Source organism: Caulobacter sp. 05L422, from assembly GCF_056397765.1.
Genome location: NZ_JBFTOB010000010.1, coordinates 155,683 through 170,557 on the forward strand (window position 1 = coordinate 155,683; position 14,875 = coordinate 170,557).

A 14,875-nucleotide genomic window follows, 5' to 3' on the forward strand; every position below is an offset into this window, starting at 1 on the left:
CCCCTGCCCCCTACATCCCGGCGATCTTGGCGGCGATCTGCTTCATGAAGCCGGACATCAGCGCGCCCATCAGCGGCAGGAACAGCAGCAGAGCCACGAAGATCGCGACGATCTTGGGCGCGTAGACCAGGGTGGCTTCCTGGATCTGGGTCAGGGCCTGGAACAGGCCGATGGCCACGCCGACCACCAGACCGACCAGCAGGATCGGCGCGCAAAGCTGAAGGGTCAGCCAGATCGCGTCGCGGCCGACATCCAAGACTTCGGCTCCGCTCATCGGATGGCCTCTACGGTACGCGCGCACGCGGGAAACTGACGGTGACTCGCACCATCGTCCGTCATGGTTAACAGCCAGTTAGGGAGGATTAACAGAGGGCGCGTGAGCGCGTGGCGAAAGGTCGCCAATCTTCCCCCTCTGGGGGAGGAGGGCCGAAGGCCCGGAGGGGGCAAGTGTTCGCCTCTTCCCCCTCTGGGGGAAGACGGCCGCGAAGCGGCCCGTAGGGGGCAAGTGCTCGCCCGCAGTGCGGCTGTCACTCGCCCCCACCTGACCGCTTCGCGGTCTGTCCGCCCCCATAGGGGGCGGAGGACGCGTCGTCTTTACTTCGGCTTCCTTGCCGCCTGGACTTCGATCTCGACCAGCATGCCCGGCTGGACCAGGGCGGTGATCTGGCTGGTGATGCGCGAGGGCTTGTTGGGCTGTTCGGCGGTGCCGAAGAAGGTCTTGTAGGACTCCATCATGCCGGGGAAGTCCATCTTGCCGCCCTTGGCCGGGTCGCCGACCAGCAGGACGCGCATCATGACGACGTCGCCCATGGTGGCGCCTTGGGTCTTCAGCGCGTCCTCGATGCGCTTCAGCACGCCCAGGGTCTGGGTCTTGGTGTCGCCGAAGGTGGCGGTCAGGGCCGGGTCGCCCTTGGGATCGAGCATCGGCGGGGTCATGCCGCTGACATAGATGGTGTCGTAGCCGGCCGGCACGGTGACCACGGTGGCGATCGGCGAGGTCGGCGGGCCGCCCCGGACGATCTCCTGGGCGTTGGCGGCCGTGCCGAGGCTGGCGAGAGCAGCGGCGGCGAGGATCAGGCGCTTCATGGTCGTCTCCTTGAATGTTCGTTGCGAAATTCCGGGACAGCGAACTGTGCTGCCGACTCTATCGACTAGTGGGCCTGCAGATTGGCGGCCTTCTTGGTGGTCTTGAGCTTGGCGCGGGCGGCGGCGACGTCGGAGGCGCTGACCGGCTTGCCCTTGTTGCCCCACGAGGTGCGGACATAGGTCAGCACCGAAGCCAGCTCGAGATCGCTGAGGTCGTCCTTGAACGCCGGCATGCCGGCCCGCCCGGCCAGGACCGTGGCCATCATCGGGGCGGGATCGCCCTGCACGAACGCGTCGCCGGCCAAGGCCGGGAACGCCCCCTTCACGCCCTTGCCCGTCGTCTGGTGACAGGCCGAGCAGTTGTCGTTGAACAGCGCCGACGGCGTGGCCGCATGGGCGGCGACCGAGACGGCGGAGGCGGCGAGCAGGCCGCAAACGAAAGCGATCGAACGACTCATGGAAACTCCTCGAGGAACCGTGGTCCAGGCATAGCGCGACTTCATGCCTTGATCACCCGCGCGTGCAGCTTGCCGATCTGCTGCCAGGCCGACTCGATGGCGCCCGCCTGCCAGCCGCCCAGATAGGTCAGGTGCTCGCCGGCCAGATAAATGCGGCCGTCGGGCTCGCACAGCACCGGATAGGCGGCCTTGCGGCCCTCCTCGCCCCACTCGGCCCAGCCGCCCAGATTGAATTGCGCCAAGTGCCAGCTGAACGAGAAGGCGTTCTCGAAGTTCTCGGCGTATTCGGGGAAGATCTTCTGGCCGGCCGCCACGGCGAAGGCCGCGCGCTCGGCCGGCGGCTTGGCGCTGATCTTGGCCGCCTCGCCGCCGAACGCGTAGTAGCCCAGCAGCACGCCCTTCTGGCTCTGCCAGCCCGTGGACGGCAGGGTGATCGTGCCGATGCCCGGCATGTCGTTGTAGATGTGGCCGCCGTAGATGTGGTGGTTCTCTTCCCAGAAGCGGGTCTTCATCTGCAGGCCGATCTTGTTGACCGGCGCGTAGGCCACGCCCGACATCGCCGCCTTGAACGGCTTGGAGAAGTCGGCGTCGACGTTCTTGAGCACGCTGAGCGGGATGGTGCAGACGCAGTAGTCGGCGGTGATGGTGTCCTGCTCGCCGAACTTGTCGACATAGGTGACGGTCACGCCCTTGGGACCCTGCTTGATCTTCTCGACCACGCACGAGTAGCGGATCATCGAGCCGACGTGCTTCTCGAAGCCCTTGGCGATCTGGTCCATGCCGCCGATCGGCTGCAGCATGGTGCGTTGCTGCTCGTAGCCGGACACCGAGCTGAGCACCCGCCAGGCCTTGGAGTGCAGCACGTCGCTCAGGCTGTAGGGCGTCGAAGGCTTGCCTGGACCCGGATCCACGCCGGCGCCGGGATGCACGTCGAAGCCGCGGCCCTCCGTACCGGTATAGGCAAGATCCGTCGGCGACAGACGCCCCTCGTTGATCATGTACGCCACGAACAGCTCGCGGTCCGCCTCGGTCAGCGGCGCGTCGAGCTGGCCCTTGGAGGCGGCCTTGGCGATCATCTCGGCGGCGTAGCCGCGGGCGTCGGCCGCGATCTGGCCCTTGCGGATCGGCTTGCCGGCCAGCGGGCCGTCGCCCTTCTCGAAATAGACATAGGCCGCGTCGTTGTCGTTGACGAAGCTCTCCAGCTGCACCCCGAACAGCTTGGTGTAGTGCAGGGTCGAGCGGTGGTGATACGGGATCCGCCACGGGCCGTGGTTGATGTAGAGGCCTTCGTCGAACTCGCAGGTCTGGCTGTTGCCGACCAGGTCGGTGTGCTGGAAGCCCTTGCGGGCCGTCTGGCAGCGGCCGCCGGCGAAGGACCGGGCCTCGATGATCTGCACCTGGTAGCCGGCCTTGGTCAGTTCGTAGGCGGCGGTCATGCCGGCCAGGCCCGCGCCCAGCACCACGACCTTGGTTCCCTTGGGATCGCCTTCCAGCTTGGGCGGCGCGGCCTGGGCCGAGGCGAAACCGAAACCCAGGGCGTCCATGCCGGCCATGGCCAGGGAAACGCCGCCGAACGCCGCCAGACCTTCGAAAAACCGTCGCCGCGTCAGTACGCCGCCGCCGCCCAACGAAGCGGCCGCCGATTGATCACCCATACGAATCCCCGACTTTCCGTCGCGACTGACCGCCTGCGATCCAGGCTGTTCGCGCGGCATCATCTCAAACCGCGCCGCGTCCTGAACAATGCGAAAAGCTTTTGGCGCTTATGAGAAAACCACGCCGTGCCCCCCTCGTGGGCGCCCTTCGGCCGCGATGGACGAAGAGCGAGCGGGGTGAAATTTCACCAGAGAAATCCGCCTCCAGCCCACGGAAAACGAAACTGGCGAAAAACGCAAAAAAGCCGGGCGCGAGGCCCGGCTTTCCGCTGTTGGATCGGCGATCCTAGAAGGACGCCGAGGCCTTGAGGTACCAGAAGCCGCCCTGCCAATCGACGACCGCGTCCGAACGGTAGATCCGGCCGTTGGTGGCCGACTCGCCGGTCAGGTCGGGCGCGGGGTAGTTGGCGAACAGGTTCCGGGCGCCGAGCGAGACGGTGTAGGTGTCGGTCGCGCGGTAGGACAGTTCCAGGTCGACGAAGGCTTCCGGATCGAACTTCTGGATCACCGGATTGCCGACGCTGAACATGTTCTTGTACGGCCCCCAGACGTTCACGCGGCCGATGGCCTTGAACTTGCCGATCTCGTGGGTCGCAGAGAACACGCCGCGCCAGCGGGGCTGGGCGTTCTCGAAGTCGTAGACCCCTTCGCCGTCGAAGAAGTTGGTCGAGAACACCTTGTCGACCTTGAACTTGTTGTAGTTGCCGCTGGCCGTGAGGCTGGTCGACTGGCCGTTTTCCCAGTTGACCTTGTAGGTGGCCACGACGTCGACGCCCGTCGTCGTGGAGTCGAAGGCGTTCTGGTAGAACTGCACCTGGCCGATGGTGTCGGCGCCGGGCACGCCGGCGGTGATCAGGGCGGCGCGGATGGTCGGCGTCACCGTGATCGGCGTGGTCGCGTAGAACTGGTCGTCGATCTTGATGCTGTAGGCGTCGACCGTCAGGCTCAGGCCGTCGAACAGCGTGGCGGTGAAGCCCAGGGCGAAGTTCAGCGACTTTTCGGGCTTCAGCTCCTTGGCGCCCATGAACTGGGCCACCGGGTTGGTGGCCGGGAACAGGCCCGAGGCGATGATCGCGCCGTTCTCGACCCGCGTGGAGACGTTGGTCGTGAACAGCTGGCCCGGGGTCGGGGCGCGGAAGCCGGTGCCCACCGAGCCCCGGATCCCGAACGCGTCGGTGATCTGGTACTGGGAGGCGATCTTGCCGTTCACCGTGCCGCCGAAGTCGGAGAAGTGCTCGCCGCGCAGGGCCAGGTCCAGGAACCAAGCCTCGGTGATGTTGGCCGAGGTTTCCACATAGCCGGCGTAGGAGTCGCGGGTCAGCTTGCCCGCATAGTCCGGCGGCGAGCCCGGGGCGCCGTTCGAGCCGACGGCCAGGGCGTTGTAGACCGGGTCGATGCCGGCGAAGCCGTCGGTGGCGTCGGAGGTGTAGTTGCCGCAGTTCAGGCCGGCCGTGGCCGGCAGGGCCAGGCCCGCGGCCGTGGGCGCGTGGGTGGTGGCGTTACAGAACTTGAACGGGTCCGGAACGGCCCAGGTGCCGGCCTTGTAGGACGGCACGTCGCCCGCCTCGATCTCGTAGCCTTCCTTGCGGTACTCGGCGCCGAAGTTGATCGTCACGGGGGTGTCGAAACCGCCCACGCCCCAGTCATAGGCGAAGTCGGCGTTGGCGGCCGTTTCCGTCGAGATCAGCGAACCGACGTAGAACGACTGCGGCGAGTCCGGGCCCATCGAAGGGTTCACGGTGTCCCACAGGGTGTAGGACAGCTTGTCGTTCCCGTAGCGGCCGCTGATGTCGTAGGTCAGGCCGCTGGAGAACTTGCCCTTCAGGCCGCCGGTCAGGCTGTAGTCGGTGATGTCGCCGCCGAACATCGGCGTGAAGCCGGCCGGGAAGATCGACGAGAACTGGAACAGGCTACCGTCGGCCTTGCGGATCGGCGTGGCGTTGACCGCGTTGCTGACCGGCGGACGATAGTTGAAGTACTCGGTGGCCGAGCTCTTGGAGTAGTTGGCGAAGGCGTAGGCCGAGACGGCCTCGGAGAACTCGTAGCCGGTGTTGACCACCGCGCGGGTGGCCTCGGCGTCGGGCTGGCCCCACTTCTGGACGTAGTCGTGGATCAGGGCGCCGTAGGCCGGATTGGCCGCCGCGTAGGTGGCCACGCAGAAGCCCGGCGACTGGTTCGGAATGCCGACGTTGCAGTACTGCCTGCCGCGGTTGACCTGGTTCTGGCTGGTGTATTCGAACGTGCCGTTGACGAAGCCCTTGTCGCCGATCGGCAGGCCCAGGTTGCCGGTCAGCAGCACGTCTTCGCCGTCGCCCAGATAGTACTGGCCGTATTGGGCGGTCAGCGAACCGCCGCTGGGGCTGTCCTTGAGCTGGAAGTCGATGACGCCGGCGATGGCGTCCGAGCCGTACTGGGCGCCCGCGCCGTCGCGGGTGACCACGACGTTCTTCAGGGCTGAGGCCGGGATCGTCGCCGCGTCAGGCGCTTGGGCGCCGGTGCCGCCGATGCTGACCAGGGCCGAGCGGTGACGACGCTTGCTGTTGACCATGAACAGCGTCTTGTCGGTGGGCAGGCCGCGCAAGGACGCGGGGCGGATGAAGGTCGCGCCGTCCGAGATCGGCTCACGAGCCAGGGTGTAGGACGGGACCAGGGTTTTGAGGATGTCGTTGGTGTCGGTGAAGGTCGAGGCCTTCAGATCAGCTTCGCTGAAGGAGTCGACCGGAACGGCCGAGTCCAGCACCGTGCGGGGCTTGCCGCGCGCCGTCACGACCAGCGTGTCGAGCTCCGCGGACGCGTCAGGCGTCGCATCGGGCACGTCAGCTGCATAGGCATTCGCGCCGTACGCAAAGAACAGGCTGACGGTCGAAATTCCTGCAAGCAGGATATTCCGCGAGCGATTATTCATTTATACCCCCTCGTGGCGCTTAATGCGCGCGTTTGCTTTCTCCTCCGTGACGTTTCCCGGGTACGCGTGTTCTTGTTGTGAGACTCGAATACAGACGCAACTCACGACGAATGTCGCGATTAGAACAGTTCGTCAGACCTGAAATTTCTGCAATAGCCGCGACCGTCACAGGATCGTAACGGGGGTCTTCAGGGCTCCAGCTGCCCCATTGCACGGCGCCCGCCATGCTTTTTGTGCAGCGCCATGATCATGATTGCGGCGCCGCAATGACCGCGGAGCCCCTCGCGAGGCTCAAAAACTTGGCCGGGCGTCTCAGGGAAAGTCCGCGCGAACGACGGGTCGACCCCACGGTCGGAGGTCCAGATTCGACCCCATGCGCGGCGCCGCCGGAGAGGCGGCTACTGGACGACGAGGCTGCGTCCCGCCCTCTTGCCGTCGGCCGAGCGGGCCCGCACCTCGACGCGCCCCGTCACCACGGCCCCCTCGACGTAGGGTCGCCAGGGTCCGCCCGCGACACGATATTCGATCGGCAGACCCGGGAACTCGACATTGGCCTTCAGGCGACCGCCCTCGACCGCCGCCCCGACCGTCGGGATGCGGTAGGCGACGCCCGCCGCGTCCAGCCGGGCCAGCTCGCGCCCGCCCAGCAGGTTGGCGAAGGCCACCCAGTCGGCGTCGCGCCGGGCCCGCATCTGGGCGGTGAAGGCGCCGGTGGTGGGATCGTAGGCCTTGCCCGGCGTGTAGGGCGCCTCCCAGTTCGCGCCATGCCAGGCCCGTTCGGCCAGGGCCAGCATCCGCGGATACAGCATGTAGTCGACCTGGGCGTCCGAGCGGACCGTCTCGCTCCACAGCTGGCCCTGCAGGCCGTTGAAGCGCACGCCGGGCTCCAGCGGATGCTCGTCCTTCGAGGCCTGGGGCCGGCCGTGCAGGTCGGTCCACAGCTCGGCGTGGGCCGGCAGGTTCTCGGGCATGAAGTCGAACACCTTGCGGGTGTCGGTGGCGCGCGAGGGCCAGTCGTAGCCGCGCTCCTTGGGATCGGCCGCCTGGGGGCTGTCGAAGTACATCACCTCGGGCGTGGAGATCACCACCTCCCAGCCCTGGTTGGCCTGGAGATGGGCGCTGGCGGGTCCCTCGCCGCCCAAGGCGCCCCAGCTGTTGGAATGGACCTTGGCCGGCATGCGGTCGGCCTTGGCGTGGCCCATGCCGTCGCTCCAGCCGGCCACGACTAGGCCCCGGGTCGCCAACATGGCCGAGACCTTCTCGATGAAATGCCCGCCCAGGTCGGCCGGCTTGATCCCGGTCCTGGCCTCGTAGGCCGCGCAGGCCGGCGAGGCGCTCCAGGCCCCGGGCGTCTCGTCGGCGCCGATATGATAGCGGGTCAACGGCTGGCCGGCGGCGGCGTGCAGCGCGGCCATCTCGTCCACCACCTTGCCGAGGAAGGCGTAGGCGCTGTCGAGGCACACGTTGATGGTGTTGTCGTCGTAGTGCTGGATGCTGCTGTAGACCGACTTGTTCGCCGCCTCGCTCAGCAGGTAACGGGCGGCCTCGGCTTCAGGCTTGCCTTCGGCGCGCAGGCGGGCCGCGCGGGCCTCCATCGCCTTGATCGCCGCCCGCGAATGGCCCGGCATGTCGAACGACGGGATCACCTGGATGTGGCGGGCCTGGGCCGCGCGGACGATCTCGATGTAGTCGGCCCGGGAATAGAAGCCGTTGACCGGCGTGGACGGATCCGGCCCCGCGCCCAGTTGCGGCAGCAGGCAGGTCCGCTCCGTCAGGTCGTGGCAACGGCGCGAACCGATCGCGGTCAGCTCCGGCAGGCCCGCGATCTCGACCCGCCAGCCCTCGTCGTCGGCTAGGTGCAGGTGCAGGCGGTTCAGCTTGTAGGCCGCCATCTGGTCGAGGATCGCCAGGATCTCGGCCTTGGAGTGGAAGTTGCGGGCGACGTCGACGTGCAGGCCGCGGAAGTCGAAGCGCGGCGCGTCTTCAATCGCCACCAGCGGGACCGTGCGCCGGGCGTCGACCAGTTGGGTCAGCGACGCCAGGCCGTTGGCCGCGCCTTCCGGATCGGAGGCGACGATCTCGATCCCGGCAGGCTTGATGGTCAGATGGTAGCCGCCGGCCGCCAGCTTCTCGGCGAGCGCCACCCTGATCCTCAGCCGCGCGCCGCCGGGCGCCTCCCCGGCTCCGGCCTTGGCGAGATGGGCCAGGCCGGCCGCCAGGGCAGCGCGCGGCAGGCCGCTGACCGACACCTTCACGCCGCCCGACAGGTCCAGCTCGCCCTCGGCGGGATCCAGCTTGGTCCGCAGGGGCGTGGGCAGGACGGCGGCGTGGGGAACGGGCTGGACGGCGGTCCCGGCGGCGGCGTTGACCGCATAGATCCGTGACGAGGTGGCCCAGACCGTCGTGTCGGTCGCCGAGCCGCCGGCCAGCCGGGCCTCGTCGGTGAACGGCACGACGAAGGGGAGGCTCTCCAGCCCGGTCTCGGGATCGACCACCGGCCGCGTGCTGGCGATCGTCCGCGCCGCGAGCCCGTCCGCCGCCACGTAATAGTTGGGCATCGGATAGAGCTCGGACAGCTGATGGCCCGCGAGCGTCAGATCGATGGTGAAGACCTGGTCTGGAGGAAAGCCGCGAAAGTCCGGCGTGGGTGTCAGGCGATAGAGATCGCCGTTGATGTGCGTCAGGGCCAAGCCGGCGCTGTCGGCCTTCAGGATCGGCACGACGCTGCTGAAATAGATCGATACGCCCGCCGGCGGCCCCGCCCCGTCGGACAGGGTGATCCGCGCCAGCATGCATGATGGGGCCGGCGCGCAGGCCGCCGGGCCGGGTCGATTGTCGAGCACTTGATAGCCGACCCGCAGGTGGGCGGCGATGCTGTCGAGTTGGGCCTGGGTCGGCTGGGCTTGGGCGGCGGTGGTCGTCAGCAGCGCGAGAGCGGTGAGCGCGATCAGGCGTCGTGACATGGAGCCTCCCAGAATTTTCTGGAGCCTAACCTCCGGAGGAGGGAGTGAGCCAGCCCCCGACTAGCAGCCCGGTCCCGCCCCCATCGGCAGGCACCGGCCGTCGACGTCGGCCGGGATCGTCACGCCGGTGACGCCCGCGATCGTCGGGGCGATGTCGACCGTCTCGATCGGCAGCACCCGCTCACGCGCCGGGCCGCCCTTCCACCAGAACAGGATCGGCACCCGGCGGTCGTAGTCCCATGGGCTGCCGTGGCTGGCCACGTAGGTCGCGCCCGCGGCCGCCAGGGTCTGGTACGGCTTGAACGCCACCAGGATGTCGCCCACCCGGCCCGGATAGGCGCTGCGGCGCATGCGTTCGGCGACGCTGATCTCGTCCGGCGGCGTGCCCTTGGGCGGCGGGGCGGCGGTGACGAGGGCGTTGGTGTCGAACGCCTCGGACACCTCGGGCCGTTTGGCCAGGATCGCCAGGGTCGCGGCGGTGACACGGGCCTGATCCACGGCCGCCGGGGTCTTGCCGTCCGGGCCGACCACGTACAGCGACTCGATGCCGCCCGCCTGGACCAGCGGGTCGTAGTCCAGCTTCAGCTGGCCTCGGACCTCGGCGTTCAGCGCCTTCATCCACGGGACCGACGGCGCCCGGCCGGCGTCATAGCCCTGCTGGACCAGGCGCTCGGGGAAGTCCGAACCGCCGTGGTCGGCCGACAGCACGACCAGCACCGGGCCCTTGACCTTGTCCAGGCTGTCCAGGAACACGCCCAGTCGGTCGTCCAGGCGCAGCAGGTGGTCGCACATCTCCGGCCCCTTGGAGCCGTAGCGGTGGCCGATGAAGTCGGTGGCCGACAGGCTGATGGTCAGCACGTCGGTCGCCTCGCCGTCGCCCAGCTTGAATTCATCGCGCAGGGCCTGGGCGGCCTCCAGGGTCACGCGGTCGGTATAGGGACTGATCGACAGGTCGTTGGTCACGCCCGCCTCGTCCGGGGGCGTCGGCCGAGGCAGAGCGGCGCGCCAGGCCCGGCCGCCGGTGACGTAGTCGTCCTCCAGCGCCTTGCAGCGGTTGTCGGCATAGGTCCAGGTGAACGGCTTCTTCTTCTGGTCGGCCACCAGCCTGGCGTTGAAGGCCGCCACCGGCACCAGCCTGGTCTTGGCGTCCTGGCCGGGCTCGACCCAGGTGGTCATCCCGAACCGGGTCTCCAGCCAGAACACGCCGTCGGCCTTGTGGCCCGCCATGTTGATCGCGCCGCGATCCTTGCCCGACACCGCGTAGACCTTGCTGGCCGGCGAGACGGCCTTGAGCCAGTCGCCATAGGTGTCGGCCATCAGCAGCTTGGGGCTGGCCAGGCGGCCGCCGCCGGACGGATCATTGGCCAGGGTGACCGACGGATCGTCCAGGCAGTAGGTCTTCTTGGCCGTGGTCTTGTCGTACCAGTCGTTGGCGACGATGCCGGTCTTGTTGGGATACTTGCCGGTCAGCAGGGTGGAGTGGCCGGGGCAGGTCTCGGTCATGCCATGCGACTGGAAACCGCTGGGATAGACCGTGCCCTGCCGCGCCATCCGCCCCAGGCCGCCGTGGAACTCGGCGCGGTATTGCTCGAACAGGCTGGCGCTGAACTGGTCGATCGAGATCACCACCACCAGCTTCGGCCTGGGCGCATCGACCGGCGCCGCGACGGCGGGGGCGACGAGGATGGCGGCGGTCAGGCCCGCCAGGGCGACGGTTTTGGGCAAGCTGAACATCCGCGCCAACAAGCACTGTCACAAAACCGTCGCAAGCCGGAATTGACCCCCGCCGGGCGTTTTGCTGCGAACCGCCTAGACCGGCACGTGGCTGACGAACTCGATCAGGCGGCCGTCCGGATCGTGGGCGAAGCCGGCGTAATAGTGCGGATGGATCTGCGGCAGCACCGCCGGGGCGCGCTCCTGGACGCCGCCATGCTGGTCGGACCGGCCATAGGCGCGATCGACGGCGGCGCGGTCGGCGGCCAGGAAGGCGTAGTGCACGTCGATCGACGGCTCGCCCTCGACGATCCAGAAGTCCAGCCGGCCGCCGTTCGAGCCGAAGCCCTTCTTGGGACCGTCCACGACCAGGCGATAGCCGGTGGGCTCCAGGACCTGCCGGTAGAAGGCCACGCAGTCGTCCAGGCGGCGGGTGCGGATTTCCAGATGATCTAGCAAGGGGGCGACCTTTCAGGAGAGTGAAACGACGCCGTGACGTGTAGCCGCGCCGGGCCGCCGCTTGGCGGCGAAGACGGCTGGCGAAACGCGGAAATTCGGCGTTCCCGCGCGTTGTTTTCGCATAGGCTGGCGACCATGAAACTCGACCGCTTCGATCGCCAGTTGCTGAATCTCGTCCAGGAGGACGCGGGCCGGACGTCGGAAGACCTGGCCCAGCGGGTGGCCTTGTCGCCCTCGGCCGTGCAGCGCCGCCTGCGCAAGCTGAAGGAGGCCGGCGTCATCATCCGCCAGACCGCCATCCTGGAGCCGCGCAAGGTGGGCCGGCCGACCTTCTTCATCGTCTCGCTGGAGGTCGAGCGCGACCGCCCCGAGCTGCTGACCCAGCTGCGCACGTGGCTGGCGGGCCAGGAGCACGTGCAGCAGGCCTTCTACGTGACCGGCGAGGCCGACTTCATCCTGGTGGTCACCGCGCCCGACACCGAGACCTACGATGGCCTGATGGCGAGACTGACCATCGAGAACCCCAACGTGCGCAAGTTCACGACCAACGTGGCGCTGGGCGTGGTCAAGCGCGGCCTGACGATCCCCGTGTCGCTGGACGAGGACTAGGCGCCGCAGACCCTCCCCCTTTGGGGGAGGTGTCGGCTCAGCCGACGGTGGGGGGAGTTTGCCGAGGCGGGTCTGCTCCCCCCCACCGGCCTCCGGCCGCCTCCCCCACAGGGGGCGGCCCTATTTGAGACCGGCTTCCAGCGCCCTCGCCGCCTCGGTCGGCGAGACCTTCCCCGCATCCCGATCCACCGCGTAGTTGGCCTTCTGCATGGCCTCCACCGTGATCGCGCCGTCCAGCCCCGCCAAGGCGCCCCGCAGTCGTCGATCCTCCGCCCGCCCCGGCGCGATCAGCAGCACCGCGTCGTAGGGCGGCAGCGCCCCCTTGGGGTCGCCCAGCACCACCAGGTCGTCGGCGGCGATGCGGCCGTCGCTGGAGAAGGCCGAGATCACGTCGGCCTCGCCCGAGCCGAGGGCGCGGTACATGAAGGTCGGCTGGAACTGGCGCCTGGCCTTGAAGCGCAGGCCGTAGGTCGTCTCGACGCTGGCCCATTCGGGACGCGAGAAGAACTCCAGGTCGCCGCCCATGGTCAGCTGGGGAGCCTTGGCGGCGAGGTCGGCCAGGGTCCTGATCCCCAGCGCCTGGGCGCGGTCGCGGCGCATGGCCAGGGCGTAGGCGTTCTCGAAGCCCAGCGGCGCCAGCAGCACCACGCCGTCGCGGCGCTTCAGCTCGGTGCGCAGGCCCTCCAGCACGGCGGCGCGGCCGGGGTTGTCCTTGCGGCCCAGGACGTTGGCCCAGAGGGTGCCGGAATAGTCGACATAGGCGTCGATCTCGCCCGCGGCCAACGCCCGATAGGCGACGGCCGAGCCGAGGTTGATCTTGCGGGTGACGCTGCCCCCCTGCCCCTCCAGCCGGTCGGCCATCAGCTCGGCCAGGATGTACTGCTCGGAGAAGTTCTTGGCCCCGATCACGTAGCGGGCCGGACGCGGCGTCAGGTCGGCGGCCAGAGGCGCGACGGCGACAGCCAGGCCGATGGCGAGGCCCGCCAGCCCCGCGCCCCACAGCCGCCGGTCGCGCTGCTCGGTCCCGCGCTCGATCAGGCCCAGCAACTGGTCGACGACCAGGGCCAGCACCGCCGAGGCGATGCAGCCGGTCAGCACCATGGCCCAGTTCTCGGTCTGCAGGCCGGAGAAGATGTAGTCGCCCAGCGAGGTCTGGCCGACGGGCGTCGAGAGGGTCGCCGCCCCGATGGTCCACACCGCCGCCGTGCGCACGCCGGCCATGATCACCGGCGTGGCCAGGGGCAGCTCCACCCGCCACAGCCGCTGGCGGTCGGTCATGCCCACGCCGCGCGCCGCCTCGACCACCGCCGGATCCACGCCCGTCAGGCCGGCCACCGTGTTCCGCAGGATCGGCAGCATCGAGTACAGGGTCAGGGCCAGCAGCGACGGCAGGAAGCCCAGGGCCGAGAAGCCGTGGCCGAACGCGCCCTTGGCCAGGTTCGAGAGCAGCAACAGCAGCGGATAGAACAGGGCCAGCAGGGCCAGGCTGGGAATGGTCTGCACCAGCCCGGCCAGGGCCAGGGACGGCCAGCGCAGGCGCGGGCTGCGGGCGGCCAGCACGCCCAGCGGCAGGGCGATCAGCAGGCCGAGCGCGAGAGCGGCCGCCGACAGGGCCACGTGCCAGGCCAGGCGTTCCGGCAGAAGGGACAGCAGGCCGCTATTCACCGGCGATCTCCCGCATGCGGGCGGCCTGGCGGCGCGGAGCCTGCATCAGGGCCTCGACCGCTGGATCGGGATGGCCGGCCAGCAGGGCGCGCGGCGTGTCGTCGGCGATCACCCGGCCCTGGCTCATCACCACGATCCGATCGGCCAGCAGCACGGCCTCGGCGATGTCGTGGGTGACCATCACGGTGGTCAGGGAGAGCTGGTCGTGCAGGCGGCGGACATCGTCGGCCAGGGCCACGCGGGTCACCGAATCCAGCGCCCCGAACGGCTCGTCCATCAGCAGGATCGACGGCTTGGCCGCCAGGGCCCGGGCCACGCCCACCCGCTGGCGCTGGCCGCCGGACAGGGCGGCGGGACGGCGCGCGGCCACCTCGCGCGGCAGGGCCACCAGCTCCAGCAATTCGGCGGTCCGCGCGGCGATCGCGGCGGGCTCCCAGCCCAGCAGGGTCGGCACGATGCCGACGTTCTCGCCGACGGTCAGGTGGGGAAACAAGCCCACCTCCTGGAAGACGTAGCCGATCCGCCGACGCAAGGTCGGGCCGTCCAGCTCGGCGGTCGCCGCCCCGTCGATCAGCACCCGGCCGCCGTCGGTCTCGACCAGGCCGTTGATGATCTTGAGCAGGGTGGTCTTGCCCGCGCCCGACCCGCCGACCAGGGCCACGAACTGACCCTGTCCGATCGACAGGCTGGTGGGTTGGAGAACCGTCGCGCCGTCATAGGCCTTGCGCACCTGGTCCAGAACGATGGCGTCGGTCATGAGACTCCAGAAGAGGGGCGGCTCCAGAAGGCGGACAAGCGGCGCCCTGTCGCAGGGGCGTCCTGTCACAGTCAGTCAGAACGCGCGGCGTGGGAAGCCTAATGCGACAGCTGATTCCCGGCGCGGTTCGACGCGACGGGATGGCTCCCGGAGACCCGCCATGACCCTCGCCCTCGACGGCCGTTCCTACGATGCCCGTCCGACCCTCGCCCAGAAACGCGCTCGCGCCGTCCTGGCCCGCCTGCGCTGGGCCGTGGTGGCGATGCTGCTGCTGAACGCCGTCGTCTGGGGCGGGATGATCGCCACGGCGCGCGGCATGATCGACGTGCACCAACTGGTGGACCAGGCCTGGGCGTGCGGCGCGGCCTGGCTGGCGGCCATGCCCACCGTGAGCGTCACGATCTCGCACTGAGACGCGCCTCCTTTCGCGGACACGGCTGGGCCGCCTCACGCGGAAGCCGCTGAGGGAATGGAAAGGGTCGCGGAGCGCCGGACGACGTCCGGAGGTCTTTGAATGAATACCGTTTCGACGAAGCCGATCGCTCCGCGCCATCGTTATCCGCCAGCATCCGGTGGGCAGCCCTGTTGAGGCTTAGCCGGACCCG

12 protein-coding genes are annotated in these 14,875 nt (G+C 68.9%); 2 read left to right on the forward strand and 10 right to left on the reverse strand.

The genetic code is table 11. From position 1 onward, the window contains the following. Positions 1-10 precede the first annotated feature (10 nt). The 8 genes from fliQ to AC1DMQ_RS11725 all read right to left on the reverse strand — a co-directional run bounded on the left by fliQ (position 11) and on the right by AC1DMQ_RS11725 (position 11,239). The gene (gene fliQ, locus AC1DMQ_RS11690) at positions 11-274 is read right to left on the reverse strand and encodes a flagellar biosynthesis protein FliQ (protein WP_477033730.1); all 264 of its coding nucleotides are present in this window, start codon (positions 272-274) and stop codon (positions 11-13) included. A gap of 320 nt (positions 275-594) precedes the next feature. Further along, positions 595-1,086, reverse strand: coding sequence for a RidA family protein (locus AC1DMQ_RS11695; protein ID WP_477033731.1), 492 nt, complete (start codon positions 1,084-1,086; stop codon positions 595-597). 65 nt (positions 1,087-1,151) lie between these two features. Beyond that, positions 1,152-1,544 carry a c-type cytochrome gene (locus AC1DMQ_RS11700; RefSeq protein WP_477033732.1) on the reverse strand — a complete coding sequence of 131 codons (393 nt, stop codon included), beginning with the start codon at positions 1,542-1,544 and terminating at the stop codon, positions 1,152-1,154. Positions 1,545-1,585: 41 nt separating this feature from the next. Then, complete coding sequence (locus tag AC1DMQ_RS11705) at positions 1,586-3,199, reverse strand: flavin monoamine oxidase family protein (RefSeq protein ID WP_477033733.1); 1,614 nt, start codon at positions 3,197-3,199, stop codon at positions 1,586-1,588. A gap of 286 nt (positions 3,200-3,485) precedes the next feature. After that, positions 3,486-6,104 carry a TonB-dependent receptor plug domain-containing protein gene (locus tag AC1DMQ_RS11710; protein WP_477033734.1) on the reverse strand — a complete coding sequence of 873 codons (2,619 nt, stop codon included), beginning with the start codon at positions 6,102-6,104 and terminating at the stop codon, positions 3,486-3,488. Between the two features lie 398 nt (positions 6,105-6,502). Next, a complete protein-coding gene (locus tag AC1DMQ_RS11715) occupies positions 6,503-9,067 on the reverse strand; it encodes a family 20 glycosylhydrolase (RefSeq protein ID WP_477033735.1) in 2,565 nt (854 codons plus the stop codon). A gap of 60 nt (positions 9,068-9,127) precedes the next feature. After that, the gene (phoY, locus tag AC1DMQ_RS11720; protein WP_477033736.1) at positions 9,128-10,801 is read right to left on the reverse strand and encodes an alkaline phosphatase PhoY; all 1,674 of its coding nucleotides are present in this window, start codon (positions 10,799-10,801) and stop codon (positions 9,128-9,130) included. Between the two features lie 75 nt (positions 10,802-10,876). Next, a complete protein-coding gene (locus AC1DMQ_RS11725) occupies positions 10,877-11,239 on the reverse strand; it encodes a VOC family protein (protein WP_477033737.1) in 363 nt (120 codons plus the stop codon). Between the two features lie 135 nt (positions 11,240-11,374). On the opposite strand from AC1DMQ_RS11725, the gene AC1DMQ_RS11730 reads away from it, so the two are divergent. Beyond that, the gene (locus AC1DMQ_RS11730; protein ID WP_477033738.1) at positions 11,375-11,848 is read left to right on the forward strand and encodes an Lrp/AsnC family transcriptional regulator; all 474 of its coding nucleotides are present in this window, start codon (positions 11,375-11,377) and stop codon (positions 11,846-11,848) included. A gap of 120 nt (positions 11,849-11,968) precedes the next feature. Here the strand turns inward: AC1DMQ_RS11730 and AC1DMQ_RS11735 are convergent, their stop codons facing one another. Together AC1DMQ_RS11735 and AC1DMQ_RS11740 are read right to left on the reverse strand one after the other, a co-directional pair. Next, the gene (locus AC1DMQ_RS11735; protein WP_477033739.1) at positions 11,969-13,513 is read right to left on the reverse strand and encodes a glycine betaine ABC transporter substrate-binding protein; all 1,545 of its coding nucleotides are present in this window, start codon (positions 13,511-13,513) and stop codon (positions 11,969-11,971) included. Further along, on the reverse strand, positions 13,506-14,270 hold the full coding sequence (locus AC1DMQ_RS11740) for an ATP-binding cassette domain-containing protein (RefSeq protein ID WP_477033740.1): 765 nt from the start codon (positions 14,268-14,270) through the stop codon (positions 13,506-13,508). Before AC1DMQ_RS11740 ends, AC1DMQ_RS11735 begins: the two co-directional genes overlap by 8 nt. 160 nt (positions 14,271-14,430) lie before the next feature. Between AC1DMQ_RS11740 and AC1DMQ_RS11745 the strand changes: the two genes are divergently transcribed. Continuing rightward, entirely contained in the window at positions 14,431-14,682 is a 252-nt protein-coding gene (locus tag AC1DMQ_RS11745) for a hypothetical protein (RefSeq protein ID WP_477033741.1), read from the forward strand. Positions 14,683-14,875: the final 193 nt, after the last annotated feature.

Coding starts and splice junctions, on each gene's coding strand:
- fliQ (WP_477033730.1), bottom strand. CDS start 274: ATGAGCGGAGCCGAAGTCTTGGATGTCGGCCGCGACGCGATCTGGCTG.
- AC1DMQ_RS11695 (WP_477033731.1), bottom strand. CDS start 1,086: ATGAAGCGCCTGATCCTCGCCGCCGCTGCTCTCGCCAGCCTCGGCACG.
- AC1DMQ_RS11700 (WP_477033732.1), bottom strand. CDS start 1,544: ATGAGTCGTTCGATCGCTTTCGTTTGCGGCCTGCTCGCCGCCTCCGCC.
- AC1DMQ_RS11705 (WP_477033733.1), bottom strand. CDS start 3,199: ATGGGTGATCAATCGGCGGCCGCTTCGTTGGGCGGCGGCGGCGTACTG.
- AC1DMQ_RS11710 (WP_477033734.1), bottom strand. CDS start 6,104: ATGAATAATCGCTCGCGGAATATCCTGCTTGCAGGAATTTCGACCGTC.
- AC1DMQ_RS11715 (WP_477033735.1), bottom strand. CDS start 9,067: ATGTCACGACGCCTGATCGCGCTCACCGCTCTCGCGCTGCTGACGACC.
- phoY (WP_477033736.1), bottom strand. CDS start 10,801: ATGTTCAGCTTGCCCAAAACCGTCGCCCTGGCGGGCCTGACCGCCGCC.
- AC1DMQ_RS11730 (WP_477033738.1), top strand. CDS start 11,375: ATGAAACTCGACCGCTTCGATCGCCAGTTGCTGAATCTCGTCCAGGAG.
- AC1DMQ_RS11740 (WP_477033740.1), bottom strand. CDS start 14,270: ATGACCGACGCCATCGTTCTGGACCAGGTGCGCAAGGCCTATGACGGC.
- AC1DMQ_RS11745 (WP_477033741.1), top strand. CDS start 14,431: ATGACCCTCGCCCTCGACGGCCGTTCCTACGATGCCCGTCCGACCCTC.